Source organism: Streptomyces sp. NPDC006529, assembly GCF_040611795.1.
GTDB lineage: Bacteria > Actinomycetota > Actinomycetes > Streptomycetales > Streptomycetaceae > Streptomyces.
On the sequence record NZ_JBEXPB010000031.1, the window covers coordinates 64,116 to 79,660 of the forward strand.

The window sequence follows — 15,545 nt, forward strand, 5'->3', positions numbered from 1 at the left end:
ACGTGTCGGATCACGTGGTGCGGGACGCGGGTTACGCGGCCGGGGTGAACCGGTTGCGGTGCTCCCTCACCGGCCTCTCCGAGGCCTTCTTGAGAGAGAAGCGGCGGCGCGCGCCCCGCTCCTGGGCCAGTCGCGTCTGGCGGTACTCGGCGGCCTCACGGATGAGGTCGTCGCGGTGGGCGGTGGCGATCTCGTACACGAACATCTCGTACTCCCTGGTTGCGTTTCTCGGGCACCTCGTCCGGTGTGATCCAAGATTCGCGTCCCAGGGGGTCCGGGTGCATCGGGCGCATGCCGCATCTCGCCGGGCCCGGGGGCCTTAGGCGGGGGGTCCCGTGGTCCCGGAGGGCCTAAGGAGGGGCGTTCCCCCGCCTAGGCAGGGGAACGTGCGCGTTTTCGCCCGTGGTTCCTAGCCGGCGGCCGGGGCCTTGGGGAGTTCGAAGAGGACGTCGAAGTACATGAGGCCGAAGATCAGCACGCCGATCACACCGAGTGCGACGGCGACCCAGGAGGCGGCCTTGACCCACTGCGGATTGACCCGGCCGGGAGCCCCGAAGGAGGGGCCGACCAGCACGAACATGCCGATGAGGAGGGCGATCGTGGAAAAGACACCGTTGACGAGGGCGGTCAGGTGCCAGCCGTCGCTGTACAGCGCGCTGATCTTCTGTTCCATCGAGGTGGCGTTGACCGACTCGATCTGGCCTATGAGGCCCTGGCGCTCGGAGATCACCCGCGAGACCCAGGTGCCGCTGAGGGCGACGAGGGAGAGCCCGGCGCCCGCGATGGCCGCGGCGGCGGCGAAGACGCCGGTGGGGCGGTCCTCGGTGTCCTGGTTCAGGAGTTCGTCGGACTCGTCACCGTCGAGGTCCCCGTCCGGGTCGCCGGCCACGTCCGCGATATCGGTGACCTCGACATCGGCGGGGGTGGTTCCGGTGACGGTGGCCTCGGCCGACTCCTTGGAGTCGGACTCGGGCGCGTTCTGGGCGGGGGTCTTCGTGGTGTCCATGCGGGGCACGGTAGGCGGCCTATCTGAGAGGTTCCTGAGAGCCGCGTGTGCGCGTGTGCGGGCCGGTTCGCGGCTCGGTTCGCGGGTGTGCTCGTGGGCGGGTTCCCAGGTGGCCGGGCGGGTGGCCGGGCAGGTCGGGCTAGGCCGTCGGGGCGGCGGCCCATTCGTGGGCGAGGAGCGCCCAGATCTCGGTGTTCTGATGGACGCCCCGGTGGCGGTGGCTCTCGCGCAGGACGCCTTCGCGGGTCATGCCCAGGCGCTGGGCGACGGCGAGGCTCCTGGTGTTGAGCGAGGACGCGTGCCACTCGACGCGGTGCATGCCCCGTTCCCGGAAGGCGTGGTCGATCAGGATCCGGCAGGCGCGGGTGATCAGGCCGCGTCCGGCGGCGGCGGGCTCCAGCCAGCAGCCGATCTCGCAGTTCCCCGCGGCCGCGTCGAAGGTCCGGAAGAGGACCCCGCCGACGAGGGTGCCGTCGGCCCGGATGCCGAAGAGGCGTCCGGTGTCGGCGGCGGCCTTCTGGGCGTAGTTGGTCAGCAGGGTGCGCGCGGACTCGACGTCGGTGGCGGCGTCGGGGAAGCCGATGTGTTCCCCGATGTAGGCGCGGCCGCGCTCGATGTGCGCGAAGAATTCCTCGGCGTGCCGGGCTTCCAGGGGGAACAGCCGGGCATCGTCGGCGAGGTCTATGGAGAACATGCGGGATTCCTTCGGGTTCCTACGGCGCCGGTTCCGCCGGGTCAGCGGGGCGCGGCGGCGGGTTCGTCGGTTTCGCTGCGTTGCGCGGGCAGTGTCGCACGGAGGCGGCACTCGGGCGGCTCGATGCTGATCTTGGGCAGGCGGCGGTCGAGCCAGCCGGGGATCCACCAGTTCGCGCCGCCCAGCAGGTGCATGAGGGCGGGCACCAGCAGGGTCCGCAGGACGAACGCGTCGAGGGCGACGGCGGCGGCGAGCGCGATACCGAACATGGCGATCAGCCGGTCGCCGCTGAGGACGAAGGCGAGGAAGACGGAGATCATGATCACCGCCGCCGAGTTGATCACCCGGCTGGTCTCGGCCAGGCCGACCCGGACGGCCCGCCGGTTGTCGCCCGTGGCCAGCCACTCCTCGTACATCCGGCTGACCAGGAACACCTGGTAGTCCATGGAGAGGCCGAAGAGGACGGAGACCATGATCACCGGGAGGAAGGGTTCGATCGGCCCGGCGCTGCCGAGGCCCAGCAGTTCGCTGCCCCAGCCCCATTGGAAGACCGCGACGACGACACCGAAGGAGGAGGCCACGGCGGCGATGTTCATGGCGGCCGCCTTGAGCGGGATGCCGATGGACCGGAAGGCCAGCAGCAGCAGGACGCAGCCGAGTGCGATGACCACGCCGACGAAGAGCGGCAGCTTCCCGACGATGACGTCGGCGAAGTCGTCGTAGCCCGCGGTCACGCCGCCGACGTGGACGTCCATGCCGTGTCCGTGCCGGGCGCGCGGGATGACGTCCTGGCGCAGCCGGTCGACGAGTTCGCTGGTGGCCCGCGACTGCGGAGCGGAGGCGGGTACGACCGTCAGGACGGCGGTGTCCCCGCTCCGGTTGAAGACGGCCGGGCCGGCGGCGGCGACGCCGGGGGTGGTGCGCAGGGTCTCGCCGAGGGTGTCGAGGGCGGCGCGGTCCCCCGGGCCGGAGAGCCGGGCGACGAGCGTGAGCGGCCCGTTCACGCCGGGACCGAAGCCGTCCGCGAGCAGGTCGTAGGCCTGTCGGGTGGTGGAGGCGGCCGGGTTGTTGCCCTGGTCGGAGGTGCCGAGGTGGAGGGAGAAGGCGGGGACGGCCAAGGCCGCCATGAGCAGCGCGGCGAGGGCGCCGAGCAGTGTGGGGCGCCGTTCCACGAAGGCGGACCAGCGGGCGGCGAACCCGGCGGGCGGTCGCGGCCGCGGCCTGTCGGAGGCGAGCCTGCGGCGCTCGCGGCGGGACAGGGCGCGCATGCCGATGTACGAAAGGAGCGCGGGCAGCAGGGTGACGGACGCGGCGACGGTGAGGACGACGGTCAGCGAGGCGGCCAGGGCGACGCCGACCAGGAAGTCGAGCCGCAGGACCAGCATGCCGAGCAGGGCGATGCAGACGGTGGCGCCGGCGAAGACGACGGCGCGGCCGGTGGTGGCGGCGGCCGCGCGGGCGGCTTCGTCGACGCTCAGGCCGCGCAGCAGGCCCTTGCGGTGCCGGGTGACGATGAAGAGCGCGTAGTCGATGCCGACGCCGAGCCCGACGAGGGTGCCGAGCATCGGGGCGAAGTCGGCGACCGGCAGGGCGTGCCCGAGCAGGGTGATGCCGAAGTACGCGGTGCCGACGCTCACGAGCGCGGTCGCCAGGGGCAGCAGGCTGGCGGCGAGCGAGCCGAAGGCGAGGAAGAGGACGACCCCGGCGACGGCGACGCCCAGCACTTCGGCGAGGTGGGCCGTGGGCGCCTCGGTCAGGCCGATGGCGCGGCCGCCCAGGGCGACGTGGAGGCCGTCGCGTTCGGTCGCGGGGTTCTTCGCGGCGTCCAGGACGGCCCGGGCCTGCGCCGGGGGGACGGCGTCGGCCGGCCGGTCGAAGGTGACCACCGCGTAGGCGGTGCGCCCGTCGGAGCTGATCTGCGCCGCGCCCTCGGGTCCGTAGGGGCTGACGACGGAGCCGACGCCGGGCAGTGCGGCGATCGCGCCGAGGGCCCGGCTCATGCGCCGTTCGACCTCGGGCGTACGGGCGTTCTCGTGTACGGGGGTGCGCCACACGACGGTGTCGGTGTCGCCGCCCTGGCCGTGGAAGCCCTCGCGCAGCAGGTCGTGCGCCCGGCCGGATTCGGTGCCGGGGACCTCGTAGTCGTGGGAGAACGCGCTTTTGGCACTCGCGGCGGCCGCGGCGCTCGCGCCGAGGGCCAGGAGCCAGAGCAGGACGGTGACGAGGCGGTGCCGCATGCACCACCGAGCGATGGCTGCCAACGAACGTGCTCCCTGGTGGTTCGGATCCTGTGCCGGGAACAGCCCGTCGGAAGGAACGCGTAGGTCCGAGACGGCCCACACCGCAACGATCCCAGCGATTCGTGATCGTTGGTCCCGTTCGTGTGCATCGTCACAGGATGGGCGGGTGGGTGAGGGTGTCCAGGACATCCCGCCCGGGTCCGACGGCCCGGGCGCGACGGCCGGCGGCCTACCGGCCGGGGCCCTCGTCCGCCCGGTAGCCCGGCAGGGAGGGCCAGCGCACGGTGAGGACGACGGTGTCCTCCTCGGCGTACCAGGAGTGGTCCACTCCGCGCCCCCACAGGACGTAGTCGCCCTGCTCGGCGAGGACCACCGTCCGCCCCGGAAACTCCAGCCGGAACCTCCCGCTGATGAGCACTTGCAGCGCCGTGCGCTCCTCACCGGTCACCCACTGCGCGCGCTCCTCCCCCTTCGGGTGCACGCCCCACTTGATCTCGACGTCCGCGCTGTGCCGGGGGTCGTCGGGGTCCTTGAAGTGCCCGAGGAGCCAGCCCCGGTCGGCGGCGGCATCGGGTCCCGCCTTGCCGGTGTGCACGGTCCCGTCGGAGCCCGCGGGGGCGGGGGCGCGTCCGCTGGCGGGGGCGCTCGCGGCCCCGGGACGGCGGGTGTGGTCGGTCGCGTCGGGCATGGAGGGAGACTAATCCAGTTGCGGTGAGGGGTGATGGACTGCTGAGCTGCGCGGATGACGACGGATCTTGATGCAATAAGGGCCCTTTTCGACGCCGAGGCCCGCCGGGGGGCGCAGCCGGACGGGGACCATTCCCTGGTGGAGCGCGACGGGGACGTCGTACGGCGCGTCTCGCGCGGACCGGGCTGGAACGGCGTGCTCTGGTCGGACCTCGACGAGGACACGGCGGACGCGCGGATCGCGGCGCAGGTCGCCTACTTCGAGGGCCTCGGGGTGCCGGAGTTCGAGTGGAAGATGTACGACTACGACGCCCCCGCGGACCTGGGCGCGCGGCTGCTCGCCGCGGGCTTCGTGCCGGACCCGCCGGAGACGCTGATGGTGGCGCGGGTGGCGGACATCGCGCGGGAGGTGCCGACACCCGAAGGGGTGACGCTGGTGAACGTGACGGACGTCGAGGGCGTCGACCTGATGATGGACGTCCACGCCCAGGCCTTCGGCGAGGACCGGCCGCGGATCCGGCACGCGCTGGTCACGCAGGTGACCCGGGCGCCGGAGACGATCCTGGCCGTGGTCGCGATGGCGGACGGCCAGCCGGTCAGCTCGGCGCGGATGGAGATCACCCCGGGCGCGTCGTTCGCGGGCCTGTGGGGCGGCGGCACCGTCCCCCAGTGGCGGGGCAAGGGCATCTACCGCGCCCTGGTGGCCCACCGCGCCCTCGCGGCGGCCGAGTTGGGGATCCCCTACCTCCAGGTGGACGCGTCGAGCGAGAGCCGCCCGATCCTGGAGCGCCTCGGGTTCGGAGTGCTGGGGGTCACGGTGCCGTACGTGTGGGTCGGCAAGTAGCGGCCCTTCCGCGCCGGCCGCCCGCGCGGCAAGATCGCTCCCATGGATCGCACAGCACCCCCCATGACCGGCGACGAGCGCGAAACCCTGCGCGCGTTCCTCGACTTCCACCGCGCCACCCTCGCCATGAAGTGCGAGGGCCTCACCGACGAGGAGCTGCGCCTGCGGGCGTCACCGCCCTCGACCCTCACCCTGCTCGGCCTGGTGCGGCACATGGCCGAGGTGGAGCGCCACTGGTTCCGGCGCGTGCTCGCGGGCGAGGACGTGCCCCACGTCTGGTCCGACGAGCACGACTTCCAGGCCGCCTACGACGCCTCCGCCTCCACGCGCGCCGAGGCCTTCGCCGCGTGGGAGGCGGAGGTCGCCTTCGCCCGCCGTTTCGAGGCCGAGGCCGAGTCCCTCGACGTGACGGCCTACGTGGAGCGGTGGGAGGGGGACGCCTCGCTGCGCCTGCTGATGCTGCACATGATCCACGAGTACGCCCGCCACAACGGCCACGCCGACTTCCTCCGCGAGGCCATCGACGGCACCACCGGCGCCTGAGCGCCCCGGGCCTGACCCCGGCTCCCGCCCCTGACCAGGGCCCCGGCTCCCGCCCCGGCCCCCGGCAGGTCGCTAACCCGGTCGCCAGTACCCCAGCGCGTTCACCCGCTGCTTGGGGAGGGCCAGTTCCTTGCGCAGGTACGCCGTCAGCGTCCGCGTGGTCGTCGTGTCGCACGCCAGCCACACGTAGGCCGTGGCTGGGTCGTCGACCAGGTCGGGCAGCCCGGCCTTCACCGCGTCCACGAGGGCGGTCCCGCCGCGCGCGACGCGCCGGACGTCGTGGTGCGCCGGGTCCACGCAGAGCGGAAGACCGGCGTCCGATTCGTGCTGCGTCTCGAACCAGAGGGTGGCCGGAGTTCGCGGGAAGGCCTCCAGCAGCGAATTGACGGCGGGCAGCGATGCCGCGTCCCCGATCACCAGCAGCCGCCGCGGCGCCGGGTCGGGCGCGGTGAAGCCGGTGCCCTGCACCGTGGCGTCGATGGTGTCGCCGGGCTGCGCATCGCGCGCCCAGCGGCTGGCGACCCCGTCGTGCAGCGCGAATTCGAGCGTGAAGGTGCCGGCGTCCGGGTCGGGGTCCACCAGCGTGTAGGCGCGCTGGTGGGGCTTGCCCTCGCTCTCGAACCACACGCGCACCCACATCGTCGGATGCAGCGACTCCCCCACCGCCGCGAGCAGGCCGCCGTCCGACAGGTGGACCCGGCGGTAGTGCTCCGTGACCTGCTCCGCCCCCGTCACCGTGAACGTGAAGTCCTTGCCGCGCAGCAGCTTGAGGACCACGCCCTCCCAGCCCTTGGCAACGCCCATGACCGTCCTTCCCCCCGACTTCCCCTGGCACATCTTTTCGGCCTTATAGTAAGGCGAGCCTAACCTAATGCATCTGGGGAGCAGTGTGAGCAGCGTGACCGATTCGGCTCCTGGGGAAGCGGTCGGCCCGGAGCCGTACGCCTGCTACCGGGACGCCTGGGGCGTCCCCCACCTCCGGGCGGCCGACGCCCTGCGCCTGTCCTACGCCCAGGGCCGGACCACCGCCGGCGACCGCGCCTGGCAGCTGGAGGTGGAGCGGCGCCGTTCGCAGGGCTCCTCCGCGGCCTTCCTCGGCGCCGCCGAGGTCGCCTGGGACCGGTTCGCCCGCCAGTCCCGGCTCGACGACACCGCCCGCCGCTGCTTCGAGGCCCTCGACGCCGCGACCGCCGCATGGGTACGGGCCTACGTCGACGGCGTCAACGACGGCATGGCGGCGGGCGCGGCCCGCGACGAGCGGTTCGCGCGCACCGCGCTGGTCCCCGCCCCCTGGGAGCCCTGGGTCCCGCTCGGAATCTGGCTCTCCACCCACGTCCTGTTCACCGGGTTCCCCACCAAGCTCTGGCGCGAGCGGGTCGCCCGCGTCCTCGGCGACGACGCCCTCACCCTGTTCGCCACCGACGGCCCCGGCACCGCGGGCAGCAATGGCTGGCTCGTACCGGGCGAGCACACCTCCACGGGGTCCGCGATCATCGCGGGCGATCCGCACCGCTTCATCGAGGACCCGGGCGTCTACCAGCAGATCCGGCTCGCCTGCCCCGAGTTCGACGTGGTCGGCCTCGCCGTCCCCGGCGTGCCCGGCCTGGCGCACTTCGGCCACACCGGCTCCGTCGCCTGGGCGATCACCAACGCCATGGCCGACTACCAGGACCTGTACGTCGAACGGCTCACCCGCACCGGTGGTCCGGGCGGCGAGCGCGTCGAGGCGCTCGGCCCGGACGGCGTCCCGGAGCCCGTGGCCCGGCACACCGAGGTCCTCACGGTCGCGGGCGCGGACGGCGCCGCTCCCACCGAGGTCGAGGTGGAAGTCCTGGAGACCGCGCGCGGCCCGGTCGTCGTCGACACCCCCGATCAGACCCTCAGCCTCCGTTACCCGGCCCGGGTCCGCGCCGACCTCGGCTTCGCCGCGCTCCCGGCCCTCCTGCGCGCCCGTACGGTCGCCGACGTCGACCGCGCGGTCGACGGCTGGGCCGAGCCCGTCAACGTCCTCCAGGCCGCCGACACGGAGGGCGGCCTGCTGCACCGGGTCGCGGGCGCCGTACCGCTGCGCCACCCGGACAACCGGCTGCGCCCGGTACCGGCCTGGGATCCGGCGTACGCCTGGCGGGGCTGGGCCGAGCCGCCCGCCGAACCGGTGCGGGGGGTCGCGGTCATGGCCAACGCCCGGGGGATCGCCTCCCCGCTGGGCGTGGAGTTCGCGCCGCCGCACCGGGCCCACCGGATCCGGGAACTGCTCGGCGGCTCGGCCGACTGGTCCGCCCCCGGGATGGCCGCCGTACACCGTGACACCTTCCTCGGATCCGCGGCGGCCGTGCTGGAGCGGCTGCCCGCGCCGGCGGACCTCTCCCCCGGGGCCGGGCGGCTGCGCGAGCGGCTGCTGCGCTGGGACCGGCACATGGCGGCCGACAGCGCCGACGCGACCCTGTTCGCGGCGCTGCGCACCGCCCTCGTCCGGCGGATCGCCGCCGACCCGGCGCTCGCGGGGCTGACCGGGCCGCCCACCGGCCCGGCCGTCTTCCACCCCTGGCTCCACTTGCTGCCGCGCGTCGGGTACGCCCTCGAAGGCCTGCTGACCACGGCGCTGCTGCCCGGGCTCGACCGCGCCGCGCACCTGCGCGCCGCCCTGGAGGAGACGGCCGCGGCGGCGGCTCCCGAGACGGCCTGGTCCGAGGTGCACCGGCTCGCGCCCTGGCAGGCGCTGCACGATCCCGGAGCCAGCTGGCCCGGCCTGGGCGGCGACCACGACTGCGTGAACGCCACCTCCACCGTCCCCGGGGTCACCGACCTCAGCTCCCGCGCGTCGGCCGCCCGTTACGTCTGGGACCTGGCCCGGCGCGAGGACAGCCTGTGGGCCGTCCCGCTCGGCGCGGACGGGGTCACCGGCTCCGCGCACCACCTCGACCAGCTCCCGCTCTGGGTCCGGGGGGACCTCGTCCCCGTCGTCACCGACTGGACCCTGCTCACCAAGGAATCGATATGACCTCCCCCGCCGCCTCCTCCCGGCAGCCTGTCCACACCCACCACGTCGAGGGATTCGGCACGGTCACCATCACGCCCGTCGACCCGGCGGCCGACGCCGCGCTGATCCACGCCTGGGTCAGCGAGGAGCGGGCGCGCTTCTGGGGCATGAACGGCGCGAGCCGCGAGCTGGTCCAGGAGATCTACGAGGACGTCGACCGCCGCGACACGCACCACGCGTTCCTCGTGCACCGCGAGGGAGCGCCGGTGGCGCTCTTCCAGACCTACGACTGCGCCGCCGACCGGGTCAGCGAGTGCTACGAGGTGCAGGCCGGGGACACCGGCGTGCACCTGCTGATCGGCCCCACCGACGGACCGGCCGAACGCGGCTTCAGCGCGGCCCTGATGACCGCCTTCATGGCGTACGTCTTCGCCGACGGCCGCACGGTCCGTGTCGTCGCGGAGCCGGACGCCCGCAACGAGAAGGCCATCGCGCGCCTGGAGCGGACCGGTTTCGTGCTGGGTCCCGAGGTGGAACTCCCCGAGATCGACCTGCCCGAGGTGTACCTCCCCGCGAAGCCGGCCCGGCTCGCGTTCCTCGCCGCGCCGCGGCCCCGGCCGGGGTCCACCAACGCACGGGCACGCGCGACGAATTGACCGCTCGCGTCCCGGCGCGGGAAGCTGACCCCCACTCACACAGCTGGGGGGAAATTGACCAGCCGGAACTTGCACATCGGCCCCGACTCCACGCCCGACCGGTACCGGCTGCTCCGGTCCATCGGGCGCGGCGGTGAGGCCGTCCTGTACCTCGCGGAGATAGAGCTGGCGGGCGGGGCCGAACCCGTGGTCGTCAAGGTGCTCGACTCGAAGACGACCCTGACGCCGGACCTCTTCGAGCGGATCAGCCAGAAGTGGAACGAACAGGCGGAGCTGCTGCGCTTCGTGCACCGGCCGGGGGTGGTCGGGGTCCGCGAGCACTTCCAGGGCCCGCCGATCCACCGGCCCGGGGAGTCGGGGACGCTCACCGGGCGCGCCCTGGTCCTCGTCATGAACCACGTCGACGGCCTGGACCTGCGGGACTGGCGGGCCGAGCGGGCCGTCACCACCCACGCCGAACGGCGCGAGGTGATGCGGACCCTGGAACAGCTCGCGGACGTCCTGGACTGGCTGCACTCGGGGCGGGCCACTCCGTCCGGGCGGACCGTCATCCACGGCGACCTCTCGCCCGGCAACGTGATGGTCGACGAGCACGGGCAGGCCACCCTGGTGGACTTCGGGCTCAGCAAGCTGACCGCCGACCACCAGACGGCCGAGGTCTGGTTCACCCCCGGGTACGCCGCCCCCGAGGTCTTCGACGGCAAGCGGACGCCGGGCACCGACCGGTACGCCTTCGGGGCGATCGCCTACTTCCTGCTCAGCGGGCAGTCCCCGCCCACGACCCCGGAGCAGCTGGCCCGGGCCATGGCGGCGCTGCCGCAGATCGCGGTGCTGGACGAGGAGGCGCGGGCCCGGATCGTCGCGCTGCACTCCGCCGACCCGGGTGAGCGGCCGGTCAGCCTGGCCGGGTGGATGAAGGACCTGCGGCACGCGGTGGTCTCCACGACCACCTCGGTCTCGCGGCCGGTCTCGGTCCAGGACGCGGTGCCGGTGCCGCGGGCTCCGTTCATCCCGCCGCGGCCCGCGACCCCGCCGCCGGTGGCGGCTTCGGTCGGCCCCGGTCCCGTCGAGCAGCCTCCGGTCGCAGCCGCCCCGCCCCCGCCCGCGTACACGCCGATGCGGGCCCCGGATCCGCTGCCCGGGTACACCCCGACGCAGGCTCCGGACACCGCCGCCGGGTACACCCCTACGCAGGGCCCCGACACCGCGGCCGGGTACGCCCCGCAGGCCCCCGGCCCCGGGACCGCCCACACCCCGGCGCAGGCCCCGCCCGACGTGGCCACGCACGGCCTGGGCGCCGTCGCGCCCCCGGGCCCGGTGACCCCGGTGCCCGCACCCCCGCCACCCCGCAAGCGCAAGCGGACCGGACGGATCCTGGGGGCGGTGGGCGGGGTGCTCGTCATCGCCGTCCTCGCGGTGGTCGGCGTACAACTGCTCGGTGACAAGGACAAGGACAAGGGGACGGCCGGCCGGGACGGGGGCGCGGCCACGACCGGCGCGTCCGCCGCGGCCGACGGCTCCGCCGCGCAGCCGACGCCCTCGCCCACGCCGAGCGCGTCGCGGACGCCGGACGCCACGGCGCAGCCCACCGGTTCCGCCTCGCTGCCGCCCTCGGGGGTCGCTCCGGGGGTGAACGCGGCCGATCTGACCGTCATGACCCCGGTCGACGGGCTCGGTGGCTTCACCGTCTCGGCGGCGAAGATCAACACCAAGCAGTACGGGGCCGCGTTCGTCGCCGACACGGGGTGCAGCAACGACGTGACCACCGAGTTCGACCTCAACCGGGAGTGGAAGCAGCTGGAGTTCACGGCCGGCATCGACGACGGGTCCACCGTCGAGAAGGGGCGGGTCACCATCTCGCTCGACGGGCAGCCCGCGGCCTTCTCCGAACTGGTGGAACTGGGCAAGCCCGTCGCCCGCACCATCGACGTGACCGGCGCCCTGCGGCTGCGGCTCAAGGTGGACCGCATGTGCGGCGAGGACGTCGTCGTCATCGCCAGCCCGCTGCTCAAGCGGTAACGCGACGGAACACGCCGACGGCCCCGCACCGGAGATCCGGTGCGGGGCCGTCGCGCGCCGCGCGGGGCGCGAGCGCCCGCGGTGACTACTCCGAGACGCCCAGGCGTTCCAGGATCAGTTCCTTGACGCGTGCCGCGTCCGCCTGGCCGCGCGTGGTCTTCATGACCGCGCCGACCAGCGCGCCGACGGCGGCGACCTTGCCGCCGCGGATCTTGTCCGCGATGGCCGCGTTGCCCGCGATGGCCTCGTCGACGGCCGCGCCGAGCGCGCCGTCGTCCGAGACGACCTTGAGGCCGCGCTTCTCGACGACCTCGTCCGGGGTGCCCTCGCCCGCGAGGACGCCCTCGATGACCTGGCGGGCGAGCTTGTCGTTCAGCTCGCCGCCCGCGACGAGCGCCGCGACCCGGGCGACCTGCGCCGGGGTGATCGGCAGTTCGTCGACGACGACGCCCTGCTCGTTGGCGTTGCGGGCCAGCTCGCCCATCCACCACTTGCGCGCGGCGGCCGCGTCGGCCCCCGCCTCCGTGGTGGCGACGATGGCGTCCACCGCGCCGGCGTTGAGGATCGACTGCATGTCGTGCTCGGTGACCCCCCACTCCTCGCGCAGCCGGTTGCGGCGCGCGCGGGGCATCTCGGGCAGGCCGGCGCGCAGTTCCTCGACCCAGGCGCGGGCCGGGGCTACGGGTACGAGGTCGGGCTCCGGGAAGTACCGGTAGTCCTCGGCGTTGTCCTTGATGCGGCCGGAGGTGGTGGAGCCGTCCTCCTCGTGGAAGTGACGGGTCTCCTGGAGGATCGAGCCGCCCGACGAGAGCACCGCCGCGTGGCGCTGGATCTCGAAGCGGGCCGCGCGCTCGACGCTGCGCAGCGAGTTGACGTTCTTCGTCTCGCTGCGCGTGCCGAACTCGGACTCGGGGGTGGGGCGCAGCGACAGGTTCACGTCGCAGCGCATCTGGCCCTTGTCCATGCGGGCCTCGGAGACGCCGAGCGCCTTGATGACCTCGCGCAGCTCGGCGACGTACGCCTTGGCGACCTCGGGGGCGCGGGCGCCCGCTCCCTCGATCGGCTTGGTGACGATCTCGATGAGCGGGATGCCGGCGCGGTTGTAGTCCAGCAGGGAGTGGGACGCACCGTGGATGCGGCCGGTGGCGCCGCCGACGTGCAGCGACTTGCCGGTGTCCTCCTCCATGTGGGCGCGCTCGATCTCCACGCGGAAGATCTCGCCGTCCTCCAGCTGGACGTCGAGGAAGCCGTTGAAGGCGATCGGCTCGTCGTACTGGGAGGTCTGGAAGTTCTTCGGCATGTCCGGATAGAAGTAGTTCTTCCGGGCGAAGCGGCACCACTCGGCGATCTCGCAGTTCAGCGCGAGACCGATCTTTACGGCCGACTCGATGCCGATCGCGTTGACGACCGGGAGCGCGCCGGGCAGGCCGAGGCAGGTGGGGCAGGTCTGCGCGTTGGGCTCGGCGCCCAGCTCGGTGGAGCAGCCGCAGAACATCTTGGTGCGGGTGCCCAGTTCGACGTGGACCTCGAGGCCCATGACGGGGTCGTACGACGCGAGGGCGTCCTCGTACGACAGGAGTTCGGTGACGGTCACGGTGAAACTTTCCCTCTCAGCCGAGCAGGACGTCGTCGTCGCCCAGGCGCTTCAGCTCGCGGTACAGGATCGCGAGACCGGTGATGATGGCGGCGGCGGACACGACGGCGTCGACGAGCTTCAGCGTGTCGTTCTCGGCACGGGCCTTGCGGGCCTGCTTGACCACGCTCAGCGCGCCGAACGCGGTCGTACCGATCGACAGGTAGGTACCGGACTTGGACTTCTTGAAGCCCTTGGCCTTCGTCAGTGCACTCACAGGGACGGAGCCTCCTCAAGCAGCGGGTGACCCCAGCGCGCGACGAAGGCGGCCTCGACGGCCGCACCGACCGTGTAGAGGCGGTCGTCCTTCATGGCGGGGGCGATGATCTGCAGACCGACCGGGAGACCGTCCTCCGGTGCCAGGCCGCAGGGCAGCGACATGGCGGAGTTGCCGGCCAGGTTGGTCGGGATGGTGCACAGGTCCGCGAGGTACATCGCGAGCGGGTCGTCGGTGCGCTCGCCGATCGCGAAGGCGGTGGTGGGCGTGGTCGGGGAGACGATCACGTCCACCTGCTCGAAGGACTTCTCGAAGTCCTGGGTGATGAGCGTGCGGACCTTCTGGGCCGAGCCGTAGTACGCGTCGTAGTAGCCGGAGCTGAGCGCGTACGTACCGAGGATGATGCGGCGCTTGACCTCGTCGCCGAAGCCGGCTTCGCGGGTCAGGGCCGTGACGTCCTCGGCGGAGCGGGTGCCGTCGTCGCCGACGCGCAGGCCGTAGCGCATGGCGTCGAAGCGGGCCAGGTTCGAGGAGGCCTCGGACGGCGCGATCAGGTAGTACGCGGCCATCGCGAGGTCGAAGGACGGGCAGTCCAGCTCCACGACCTGCGCGCCCAGCTCCTTGAGGAGCTCGACGGACTCGTTGAAGCGCTGGACGACACCGGCCTGGTAGCCCTCGCCGGCGAACTGCTTGACCACGCCGACGCGCATGCCGGCTACGGAGCCGTTGCGGGCCGCCTCGACGACCGGCGGGACCGGGGCGTCGATGGAGGTGGAGTCCAGCGGGTCGTGCCCGGCGATGACCTCGTGCAGGAGGGCCGCGTCCAGGACGGTGCGGGCGCAGGGCCCGCCCTGGTCCAGGGACGAGGAGAAGGCCACCATGCCGTAGCGGGAGACCGCGCCGTAGGTGGGCTTGACGCCGACGGTGCCGGTGACGGCGGCGGGCTGGCGGATGGAGCCGCCGGTGTCCGTGCCGATGGCGAGCGGGGCCTCGAAGGCGGCCAGCGCGGCGGCGGAGCCGCCGCCGGAGCCGCCGGGGATGCGGGTGAGGTCCCACGGGTTGCCGGTCGGGCCGTAGGCGCTGTTCTCGGTGGAGGACCCCATGGCGAACTCGTCCATGTTGGTCTTGCCGAGGATGACGACGTCGGCTTCCTTCAGCTTGCGCGTCAGGGTGGCGTCGTAGGGCGGGATCCAGCCTTCGAGGATCTTCGAACCGACGGTGGTCGGGACCCCGACGGTCGTGAAGATGTCCTTGAGGGCGAGCGGTACGCCGGCCAGCGGGCCCAGCGTCTCGCCGCGCTCGCGCTTGGCGTCGACGGCCGCGGCCTGGGCGAGGGCGCCCTCGCGGTCGACGTGCAGGAAGGCGTGGACCTTCTCGTCGACGGCGTCGATCCGGGCGAGGTGCGCCTCGGTGACCTGGACGGCCGTGAGCTCGCCGGAGGCGATCTTCTCGGCGGTCTCGGCGGCGGTGAGCCTGATGATGTTGATGTCCGACATGATGATTAGTCCTCCCCCAGGATCTGCGGCACCTTGAAACGCTGCTGCTCCTGAGCGGGGGCGCCGGAGAGCGCCTGCGCGGGGGTGAGCGACGGACGGACCTCGTCCGCGCGCATGACGTTCGTCAGCGGGAGCGGGTGGGAGGTCGGCGGGACGTCTTGGTCGGCGACCTCGGAAACGCGGGCGACCGCGCCGATGATGTCGTCGAGCTGTCCGGCGAAGTGGTCGAGCTCTTCGCTTTTCAGCTCCAGACGTGCCAGCCGAGCGAGGTGGGCGACCTCCTCGCGCGTGATGCCAGGCATGCAGCGATCCTCTGGGGTGGTGTATCGGTTCGGGTATCGCCCCCAATCCTATGGGGCGCGGCCCCCGACCCACGAAACGGTTCCGTCCCCGGGGGGGCACACCCGGCCCCCGGGGGGGCACATCCAGCCCCGCCGGCGTTTGAGGCGCCGCCGGAGGCACCCGGGCCCCGCCCGGCCCCGGGCCCGCAAAGCCCGGCGCGGGCCCAAAGACCCACCACAACCCCGCGC

15 protein-coding genes are annotated in these 15,545 nt (G+C 73.1%); 5 read left to right on the forward strand and 10 right to left on the reverse strand.

Annotation, left to right across the window (positions count from 1 at the left end; all coding sequences use genetic code 11):
• Positions 1 to 31: 31 nt before the first annotated feature.
• The 5 genes from ABZY31_RS21385 to ABZY31_RS21405 form a co-directional block, all read right to left on the reverse strand.
• Entirely contained in the window at positions 32 to 205 is a 174-nt protein-coding gene (locus tag ABZY31_RS21385; protein WP_356412644.1) for a hypothetical protein, read from the reverse strand.
• A gap of 204 nt (positions 206 to 409) precedes the next feature.
• On the reverse strand, positions 410 to 1,006 hold the full coding sequence (locus tag ABZY31_RS21390; RefSeq protein WP_356412645.1) for a hypothetical protein: 597 nt from the start codon (positions 1,004 to 1,006) through the stop codon (positions 410 to 412).
• A 139-nt stretch (positions 1,007 to 1,145) separates the two neighbouring features.
• Positions 1,146 to 1,700 carry a GNAT family protein gene (locus ABZY31_RS21395; protein WP_356412647.1) on the reverse strand — a complete coding sequence of 185 codons (555 nt, stop codon included), beginning with the start codon at positions 1,698 to 1,700 and terminating at the stop codon, positions 1,146 to 1,148.
• A gap of 41 nt (positions 1,701 to 1,741) precedes the next feature.
• Positions 1,742 to 3,961, reverse strand: coding sequence for an MMPL family transporter (locus ABZY31_RS21400; protein ID WP_356412649.1), 2,220 nt, complete (start codon positions 3,959 to 3,961; stop codon positions 1,742 to 1,744).
• A 208-nt stretch (positions 3,962 to 4,169) separates the two neighbouring features.
• Positions 4,170 to 4,628 carry a signal peptidase I gene (locus ABZY31_RS21405; RefSeq protein WP_356412651.1) on the reverse strand — a complete coding sequence of 153 codons (459 nt, stop codon included), beginning with the start codon at positions 4,626 to 4,628 and terminating at the stop codon, positions 4,170 to 4,172.
• Between the two features lie 54 nt (positions 4,629 to 4,682).
• On the opposite strand from ABZY31_RS21405, the gene ABZY31_RS21410 reads away from it, so the two are divergent.
• Positions 4,683 to 5,471, forward strand: coding sequence for a GNAT family N-acetyltransferase (locus tag ABZY31_RS21410; protein ID WP_356412653.1), 789 nt, complete (start codon positions 4,683 to 4,685; stop codon positions 5,469 to 5,471).
• 42 nt (positions 5,472 to 5,513) lie between these two features.
• Positions 5,514 to 6,014 carry a DinB family protein gene (locus ABZY31_RS21415; protein ID WP_356412654.1) on the forward strand — a complete coding sequence of 167 codons (501 nt, stop codon included), beginning with the start codon at positions 5,514 to 5,516 and terminating at the stop codon, positions 6,012 to 6,014.
• 72 nt (positions 6,015 to 6,086) lie between these two features.
• Here ABZY31_RS21415 and ABZY31_RS21420 read toward each other — a convergent pair whose 3' ends face one another.
• Complete coding sequence (locus ABZY31_RS21420; protein ID WP_356412656.1) at positions 6,087 to 6,818, reverse strand: siderophore-interacting protein; 732 nt, start codon at positions 6,816 to 6,818, stop codon at positions 6,087 to 6,089.
• Positions 6,819 to 6,903: 85 nt separating this feature from the next.
• Here ABZY31_RS21420 and ABZY31_RS21425 point away from each other — a divergent pair, with 85 nt between their 5' ends.
• The 3 genes from ABZY31_RS21425 to ABZY31_RS21435 are packed head-to-tail and all read left to right on the forward strand — an operon-like array spanning position 6,904 to position 11,669.
• Positions 6,904 to 9,015 carry a penicillin acylase family protein gene (locus ABZY31_RS21425; protein WP_356412658.1) on the forward strand — a complete coding sequence of 704 codons (2,112 nt, stop codon included), beginning with the start codon at positions 6,904 to 6,906 and terminating at the stop codon, positions 9,013 to 9,015.
• Positions 9,012 to 9,650: a GNAT family N-acetyltransferase gene (locus ABZY31_RS21430; RefSeq protein WP_356412660.1), complete on the forward strand. Its 639-nt coding sequence runs from the start codon at positions 9,012 to 9,014 to the stop codon at positions 9,648 to 9,650. The genes ABZY31_RS21425 and ABZY31_RS21430 overlap by 4 nt, the downstream gene beginning before the upstream one ends.
• A gap of 54 nt (positions 9,651 to 9,704) precedes the next feature.
• Positions 9,705 to 11,669 (forward strand): protein kinase, encoded by a 1,965-nt coding sequence (locus ABZY31_RS21435; protein ID WP_356412662.1) that lies wholly within the window; start codon positions 9,705 to 9,707, stop codon positions 11,667 to 11,669.
• A gap of 85 nt (positions 11,670 to 11,754) precedes the next feature.
• Here ABZY31_RS21435 and gatB read toward each other — a convergent pair whose 3' ends face one another.
• The 4 genes from gatB to gatC are packed head-to-tail and all read right to left on the reverse strand — an operon-like array spanning position 11,755 to position 15,317.
• On the reverse strand, positions 11,755 to 13,263 hold the full coding sequence (gene gatB, locus ABZY31_RS21440; protein WP_356412663.1) for an Asp-tRNA(Asn)/Glu-tRNA(Gln) amidotransferase subunit GatB: 1,509 nt from the start codon (positions 13,261 to 13,263) through the stop codon (positions 11,755 to 11,757).
• A 16-nt stretch (positions 13,264 to 13,279) separates the two neighbouring features.
• Positions 13,280 to 13,519: a hypothetical protein gene (locus tag ABZY31_RS21445; RefSeq protein ID WP_356412665.1), complete on the reverse strand. Its 240-nt coding sequence runs from the start codon at positions 13,517 to 13,519 to the stop codon at positions 13,280 to 13,282.
• A complete protein-coding gene (gene gatA / locus ABZY31_RS21450) occupies positions 13,516 to 15,015 on the reverse strand; it encodes an Asp-tRNA(Asn)/Glu-tRNA(Gln) amidotransferase subunit GatA (protein ID WP_356412667.1) in 1,500 nt (499 codons plus the stop codon). Before gatA ends, ABZY31_RS21445 begins: the two co-directional genes overlap by 4 nt.
• 5 nt (positions 15,016 to 15,020) lie before the next feature.
• On the reverse strand, positions 15,021 to 15,317 hold the full coding sequence (gene gatC, locus ABZY31_RS21455; RefSeq protein ID WP_073772988.1) for an Asp-tRNA(Asn)/Glu-tRNA(Gln) amidotransferase subunit GatC: 297 nt from the start codon (positions 15,315 to 15,317) through the stop codon (positions 15,021 to 15,023).
• Positions 15,318 to 15,545 lie beyond the last annotated feature (228 nt).